9 protein-coding genes are annotated in these 6,420 nt (G+C 61.7%); 8 read left to right on the forward strand and 1 reads right to left on the reverse strand.

Features of this window, described 5'->3' with window-relative positions:
• The 3 genes from HP499_RS19105 to HP499_RS19115 all read left to right on the forward strand — a co-directional run.
• Positions 1-878: siderophore-interacting protein (locus tag HP499_RS19105; RefSeq protein ID WP_172325745.1), on the forward strand; the 878-nt coding region annotated here is incomplete at its 5' end.
• Positions 879-1,052: 174 nt separating this feature from the next.
• On the forward strand, positions 1,053-1,883 hold the full coding sequence (locus tag HP499_RS19110) for an SGNH/GDSL hydrolase family protein (RefSeq protein ID WP_172325746.1): 831 nt from the start codon (positions 1,053-1,055) through the stop codon (positions 1,881-1,883).
• Positions 1,880-2,704: an SGNH/GDSL hydrolase family protein gene (locus tag HP499_RS19115; RefSeq protein WP_172325747.1), complete on the forward strand. Its 825-nt coding sequence runs from the start codon at positions 1,880-1,882 to the stop codon at positions 2,702-2,704. Before HP499_RS19110 ends, HP499_RS19115 begins: the two co-directional genes overlap by 4 nt.
• Here HP499_RS19115 and HP499_RS19120 read toward each other — a convergent pair.
• Positions 2,680-2,967: a YciI family protein gene (locus HP499_RS19120; RefSeq protein WP_172325748.1), complete on the reverse strand. Its 288-nt coding sequence runs from the start codon at positions 2,965-2,967 to the stop codon at positions 2,680-2,682. The two genes, HP499_RS19115 and HP499_RS19120, sit on opposite strands and share 25 nt — an antisense overlap.
• Positions 2,968-3,036: 69 nt before the next feature.
• Between HP499_RS19120 and HP499_RS19125 the strand changes: the two genes are divergently transcribed.
• The 5 genes from HP499_RS19125 (at position 3,037) to rpsN (ending at position 5,462) form a co-directional block, all read left to right on the forward strand.
• A complete protein-coding gene (locus tag HP499_RS19125; protein ID WP_172325749.1) occupies positions 3,037-3,516 on the forward strand; it encodes a MarR family winged helix-turn-helix transcriptional regulator in 480 nt (159 codons plus the stop codon).
• A 41-nt stretch (positions 3,517-3,557) separates the two neighbouring features.
• Complete coding sequence (locus tag HP499_RS19130; protein WP_172325750.1) at positions 3,558-4,322, forward strand: SGNH/GDSL hydrolase family protein; 765 nt, start codon at positions 3,558-3,560, stop codon at positions 4,320-4,322.
• 426 nt (positions 4,323-4,748) lie between these two features.
• A complete protein-coding gene (rpmB, locus tag HP499_RS19135; RefSeq protein WP_011776361.1) occupies positions 4,749-4,985 on the forward strand; it encodes a 50S ribosomal protein L28 in 237 nt (78 codons plus the stop codon).
• Complete coding sequence (gene rpmG / locus HP499_RS19140) at positions 4,985-5,152, forward strand: 50S ribosomal protein L33 (protein WP_003798558.1); 168 nt, start codon at positions 4,985-4,987, stop codon at positions 5,150-5,152. The genes rpmB and rpmG overlap by 1 nt, the downstream gene beginning before the upstream one ends.
• Before the next feature lie 4 nt (positions 5,153-5,156).
• A complete protein-coding gene (rpsN, locus tag HP499_RS19145; RefSeq protein WP_011776360.1) occupies positions 5,157-5,462 on the forward strand; it encodes a 30S ribosomal protein S14 in 306 nt (101 codons plus the stop codon).
• Positions 5,463-6,420 lie beyond the last annotated feature (958 nt).

Here is a 6,420-nt window from a genome sequence, read left to right on the forward strand (position 1 = left end):
TGAAACTGATGATCCCGTCCTTCGATGCCTCCGGTAACGTCATTCCGCTGCCTCCCTTCAAGATGGAGGAAGCCGGTTGGTACCAGGAGTGGCTTGCCATGGACCCATCCGTCCGCGGTGACATGCGCACTTACACCGTCCGCTCCGAGCGCCTGGACGCCGTATACCCCGAGATCGACATCGATTTCGTCATGCACTTCGACGACGCCGGCCACGGCGGCCCCGCGGCAAACTGGGCGGTGGGCGCGAAACCTGGTGACGCCATCACCATCATCGGCCCCAACAACCGCGCAGCCCAGTGCACCACGGCCGGAGCCTACGGTGGCATCGAATGGCGTCCGGGCCTGGCACAGCGCGTGCTCCTGGCCGGCGACGAAACAGCTGTCCCCGCCATCAGCGCCATCCTCGAAAGCCTCCCCGCCGACATGACCGGCCACGCTTTCCTCGAGGTCCCCGAAGCCGGCGACTTCCAGGACATCTCCACGGCAGCAGACATCGAAATCACGTGGCTCGCCCGCGGCGCGGCCATCGGACGCTCACGTCCCCACGGCGAACTGCTCAAGGAAGCGGTCGCCAAGGCTGTTCCCGTCCCCGGATGGGTGGGCATCAAGGGCTCCGGAGCCGCAGGCCCCGAGCCCGAAGACGTCAACGTGGACCAGGACATCCTGTGGGAAACGCCGCAGCGCATGGACGCCGCCGCCATCGAAGCCTCCAAGAACCCGACGCTGCCTGCCGGCGCCCTGCCGTTCTACGCCTGGATCGCCGGTGAAGCGTTCGTGATCAAGGAGCTGCGGCGCTACCTGGTGCGCGACGTCGGCATTGACCGCAAGCAGGTTGCGTTCATGGGCTACTGGCGCCGAGGCAAAGCCGAGGGCTAAGCCGGCTGTACTGCTTTGCGGGCGCCCCCTTCCGACGCTCTTTCACTTCCCTCGGGTTTGCGGCTGACGCTCTTTCACTTCCCTCGGGTTTGGGGCCGACGCTCTTTCACCTCCCGTTCGCTTGTTCACTTTGGGTTGGCTCCGGTGTAACCGGGGAACGGTAGCGTCGGCTGGGTGCGGGAGGAATTCGGGGACGGGAGTAAGGTTCGACGGCGGTTTGTCGCCATCGGGGATTCCTTCACCGAGGGCGTCGGGGACGTGAGCAAGGTCCTGCCCAACGGGGTCCGCGGTTGGGCGGACCGTGTGGCCGAAAAGTTGGCCAAGGCGCAGCCGGGCTGGGAATATGCCAACCTGGCCGTGCGAAGTAAGAGGCTCCGGCACATCATCGATGAACAGCTCGAGCCCGCCCTGGCCATGGAGCCAACGCTCATTACGCTCTATGCCGGCGGCAACGACATCCTCGACTTCGGCACCGACATGGATGCGCTCCTCAACGACTACGAGCTGCTCGTTGCACGATTGAGCGAAACCGGGGCCACTTTGGTCCTGTTCACAGGGTTCGATGTGAAAGTCTCCGCGGTTCTGGAGCCCTTCAAGAAGCGCAACACCTTGTACAACCAAAGAGTCCGTGAGATTGCCGATAAATACGGTGCGGTCCTGGTGGACTACTGGTGCTTCGACGCTTACAAGGACTCCCGGATGTGGGCCCCTGACCGTCTTCATATGTCCAAAGCGGGGCACAAGTATTTGGCCGCGCAGGTCCTGGACCACCTCAATATACCGCACAAGATCTCCCCGAAAGAATGGGATCCACCCACCCGCATGTCCATGCGCGAGTGGGAACGCCGGCAGCGCCGATGGGTCAACGATTGGGTGGTCCCGTTGTTCGGCCGCAAACTTCGCGGCGTCACCCTTGGCGATACGCTCAGCCCGCGCTGGCCCCAGCCCGTGAAAGTCCCGCGAAAAGGCGGCCTTAAAAAGCTCATGGAAGGGGCAAAGCAGTGACGGAACAGACGCGATTCGTGGCGCTCGGCGATTCCTTCACGGAGGGCGTGGGCGACACCGACCTCCGGCTCCCCAACAACTGCAGGGGCTGGGCCGACCGGGTGGCAGAAGAATTGGCACGGCACAACTCCGGTGTGGAATACGCCAATCTGGCCATCCGGGGCAGGCGCCTGCAGCGGATCGTTGACGAGCAAATCGAGCCTGCTTTGGCTATGAAACCCACACTGGTCAGCTTTTATGCCGGGGGCAACGACCTCCTGATGGCCCGGCCCAACATGGCCAAACTCATCCAGGATTATGAGGAGGCTATCCAAAGGATCACAGCCACCGGCGCCACGGTCCTGATGTTCACGGGCTACAACGTTCCTTTGTCGCCTCTGCTCGAACCCCTTAAGGTCCGCACGGCCATGTACAACCGCAGCATTCGGCGGATCGCCGCCAAGTACCAAACGCTTTTGGTGGACTATTGGTGCTTCGAGAAATTCCAGGACCCCCGGATGTGGGCTCCCGATCGCCTGCACATGTCCACTCCCGGCCACAAATACATGGCCAAGAAAGTTCTCGAGGTGATCGGTGCGCGGCACTCGATCCAATCGCCGGCCCTCGCAGCTCCCCGTCCGCGGACCCGCGCCGAAAACATCGCCGACGACGTCGCCTGGCTGAGGCGCGACGTCGGCCCTTGGTTTTCGCGGAGGCTTCGCGGCGTATCGAGCGGCGACCATGTGCGGGCGCGATGGCCGGAACTCATGCCGGTGGTGCTGCCCGAACGGTTGGGTACTGCGAAAGCGCAGATACCTCAGCTGTCCAGCAGGTTTTCGTAGCCCTCAGCCACGCTGGTTGCCGTGAATTCGATGATCTCAAATTCGGCTACGCCGTTGCTGTAAAACGGGTCCTGCGCCAGGGAAGCATCCAAGGTTGCGCGGTCCACTTTGGAGAGCAGCACGCCGCCCGTGGCTGGGACGCGACGTCCGGACGCGAGGAAGATGCCGTCGTCGAACGCGTCCTTAAGCCAGGCCATGTGGCCGGGGCGATGGAAGTCGACAATGTCGTCGGGAACTTTGTAGGTCAAGGAGACTACGAACATGCGGCCCAGCCTATCGGTTGGGCCGCAGCCCGGACCTAAGGAAGCTGTGAATTCTCCTAAGATGGGTTCATGACTCAACCCCGCTGGCTCAATGCCGACGAACGCCGTGCTTGGCTGGCCCTGCTGAGCATCAACACCTTGCTTCCCTCGGCTTTGGATACCCAGCTTCAGTCGGCAGGGAAATTGTCGCTCTTCGACTACAACGTGCTCGCAATGCTCTCCGAAACCGAGGGCCGATACCTTCCCATGAGTGAGCTGGCCGCACGCACAAGTGCCTCCTTGTCGCGTCTGTCCCACGTGGTCACCAAGCTGCAGAAACGTGGTTGGGTGGAGCGGCAGGCGCACCCGGGCGACGCCCGCGTGACCGTTGCGCACCTCACCGAAGCCGGCATGGCCACCATCGTTTCCCTCGCCCCGGGACATGTGGAATCCGTGCGGACCCTGATGCTGGATTCCCTGACCCCGGACGATGTGGCAGACCTCGCCCGGATTGGCGAGAAAATTGTGGCACGCCTGGACAACAACCACTGGATCCTCCGTGATTCGTAAGTGCTTTGTGGCCTCGAGCGCTGAAGTGGCAGACTGACGGCATGGATTTTTCTGCCCGTTATGTTGCTCTTGGTGACTCCTTCACTGAGGGGGTTGGAGACGATGATCCCCGCCGCCCCAACGGTGTTCGTGGCTGGGCCGACGTCGTGGCCGAACAATTGGCCCGCAGCAATGAGGACTTCGGTTACGCCAACCTTGCCATCCGTGGCCGCAAGCTTCGGCAGATCATGGCGGAGCAGGTTGACGCAGCCGTCGCCATGAACCCCACGTTGGTGACGTTGTACGCCGGGGCCAACGACATCCTGCGGCCCAAGATCGATATTGACTCGCTTCTTGAGGAGTACGACGCCGGCATCGCCAAGTTGAGCGCGTCGGGAGCCACGGTGGTCCTCTTTACGGGCTTTGATGCCAAGGGCTCCAAAGTCTTCAGCGCAATGCGCGGCCGTACAGCGATCTACAACGAGTTGGTGCGGGAGATCGCGGAGAACCATGGCGCTTTGCTGGTGGACTACTGGCGTTTCGACGAATACGACGACTGGCGCCTGTGGGGTGAGGACCGGATGCACATGTCCACCGCCGGTCACGTCAACATGGCAAAGCGGGTGCTCGAAGTCCTGGAGCACGAACACGTCATTGAGGTCCCGGAACTGGCTCCCGTCCGGCTGATGAACCGTGTAGAAGCGTTGAAGGCCAACGCCCGGTGGATCCGCGAATCCGCAGCACCCTGGGTGGCCCGCCGTGTCCGGGGAGTCTCTTCCGGCGACGGATTGAACCCGAAATACCCGGAACTGATCCGGCCACAGTAGTCCGGCCTGGTGGGTGCCGGGATGGGTTATGCGACCTGCGACCCGCCAGCGATGTGCTGGTGGCCTTGGCCGCGGCTGGCAGGGCTTATGATGCCGGATTGGTCTTAATTTGGCCGGACCCGTAGAATAGTTAGGCGCTAGGTAGTGCGGTTCGTGTGCAATTGCTCCGGTTGGTGGTGACTGTCGGTTTTTCCGACATCCCGGTGGCCGGTAGTTAGGGGCTCAAGTTGCGTGCATTCCTGTATTCGCCCGGTATCCCAGGATCTGTTGCAGTGATTTTCACTGCCCGGTCCTGAGGCCAACCTCCTTCGCCGCACTTGCTGCGGAAACTACCGAAATGGTTTGGACCCGGATGCGGACGCTGCCTGTCGCACGGTAACGCAGGAACATCTGCACGCCGTTACATTCAATCTTTGGAGGAGAGTCATGGCAGCACACTGCCAAGTGACCGGAGCCGAGCCGGGCTTTGGACACAGCATTTCGCACTCGCACCGTCGCAACAAGCGCCGGTTCGACCCGAACATTCAGAAGAAGCGCTACTGGGTTCCGTCCCTGCGCCGTAACGTCACGCTGACTCTGTCAGCCCGTGGCATCAAGACAATCGACGTACGCGGCATCGACTCAGTCGTCGCCGACATCCTGGCACGAGGAGTAAAGCTCTAATGGCAAAGGACAAGGACGTACGTCCGATCATCAAGCTGAAGTCCACCGCGGGCACGGGTTACACCTACGTAACCCGCAAGAACCGTCGTAACGACCCTGACCGTCTGGTCCTGAAGAAGTACGACCCCAAGATCCGCCAGCACGTCGAATTCCGAGAGGAGCGCTAAACACATGGCAAAGAAGTCAAAGATTGCTCGCAACGAGCAGCGCAAGGTCATTGTTGAGCGTTACGCTGCCAAGCGTCTCGAACTGAAGAAGACCCTGGTTGATCCCAACGCGACTGACGAAGCACGCGAAGCTGCACGCCTCGGCCTGCAGAAGCTGCCCCGCAACGCCTCCCCGATCCGTCTGCGTAACCGCGACCAGATCGACGGCCGTCCCCGCGGCACGCTCCAGAAGTTCGGTATCTCCCGTGTTCGCTTCCGCGACATGGCTCACCGCGGTGAGCTCCCGGGCATCACCAAGTCTTCCTGGTAATCACGAAGCCCTGAAAAGGCCGGCAACCGTTATGGTTGCCGGCCTTTTTGCGTTTAAGCCCGCTTCTGGTGGGTGCGGCGGGTGCGGTTGGTGCGCCGGGTGTTAGTGGGTGCGGTTCCTGGTTTTCGGGCCGCTGCTCTTTCGTGGCTTTAGCGCGCGCTGCCGGGCGCCACCGCTCCCTTCCGACGCTCTATCACTTCCCTCGGGTTTGGTGCGGATGCTCTTTCAGGTCCCTCGGGGTTGGTGCGGATGCTCTTTCAGGTCCCGCGGGTTTGGTGCGGATGCTCTTTCATGTCCCTCGGGCTTGAGGGGGTTCGCTCTTTCATGTCCCGCGGGTTTGGTGCGGATGCTCTTTCAGGTCCCGCGGGTTTGGTGCGGATGCTCTTTCAGGTCCCTCGGGCTTGAGACGGATGCTCTTTCAGGTCCCTCGGGTTTGGTGCGGTCGCTTGTTTCGGGTCCTTGGGGTTGGTGGAATACGCGACGGCGGTGGTTGCCGTTGGGTGGTGTCGGTGGCCGGGTTGGGTGGTTGGGTGTTGTGACGGGCTTCACTTGTGCTGTTTTTGGCGGGTTGGGCATGGTTTGGGGCTTTTGTGGGGCTTTCTGGCCCGTGTTTGCGGGGGTTTTGGGTGGTGGTGGGGGTGATTTGTGCCGGGGCGTGCGGGCGTGTAATGTCTTCTGAGTCGCCGCGAGTGAGACAGCTTGGAGCTGAGAACCGCGGAGGCCAACCCCCTCTGATGACAGCCTGAAAATGGTGCGCTTTTGAGCGTGTCTGTGACGGGTGGGGCTGGGTCACGGAGTGAGAATCGCGGAAACGCTGATTTGCAAAGTTCCGCTGGTTCGGGTAAGTTTGAAAAGTTGCTCCGGAGCGATCTTGGACCCTTTGGTGGGTTTGGGTGGTGCCGGGTGTGTCTGTTGTTTGAGAACTCAATAGTGTGCCAAGTTTGTTGATACCGATTGT

Source organism: Paenarthrobacter sp. CM16, assembly GCF_013179505.1.
In the GTDB taxonomy this organism is placed as follows: Bacteria; Actinomycetota; Actinomycetes; order Actinomycetales; family Micrococcaceae; genus Arthrobacter.

What these genes read in the sequence shown, in the direction of transcription:
- rpmB (WP_011776361.1), top strand. Translation starts at nt 4,749, where the DNA reads ATGGCAGCACACTGCCAAGTGACCGGAGCCGAGCCGGGCTTTGGACAC.
- HP499_RS19125 (WP_172325749.1), top strand. Translation starts at nt 3,037, where the DNA reads ATGACTCAACCCCGCTGGCTCAATGCCGACGAACGCCGTGCTTGGCTG.
- HP499_RS19130 (WP_172325750.1), top strand. Translation starts at nt 3,558, where the DNA reads ATGGATTTTTCTGCCCGTTATGTTGCTCTTGGTGACTCCTTCACTGAG.
- HP499_RS19120 (WP_172325748.1), bottom strand. Translation starts at nt 2,967, where the DNA reads ATGTTCGTAGTCTCCTTGACCTACAAAGTTCCCGACGACATTGTCGAC.
- rpsN (WP_011776360.1), top strand. Translation starts at nt 5,157, where the DNA reads ATGGCAAAGAAGTCAAAGATTGCTCGCAACGAGCAGCGCAAGGTCATT.
- rpmG (WP_003798558.1), top strand. Translation starts at nt 4,985, where the DNA reads ATGGCAAAGGACAAGGACGTACGTCCGATCATCAAGCTGAAGTCCACC.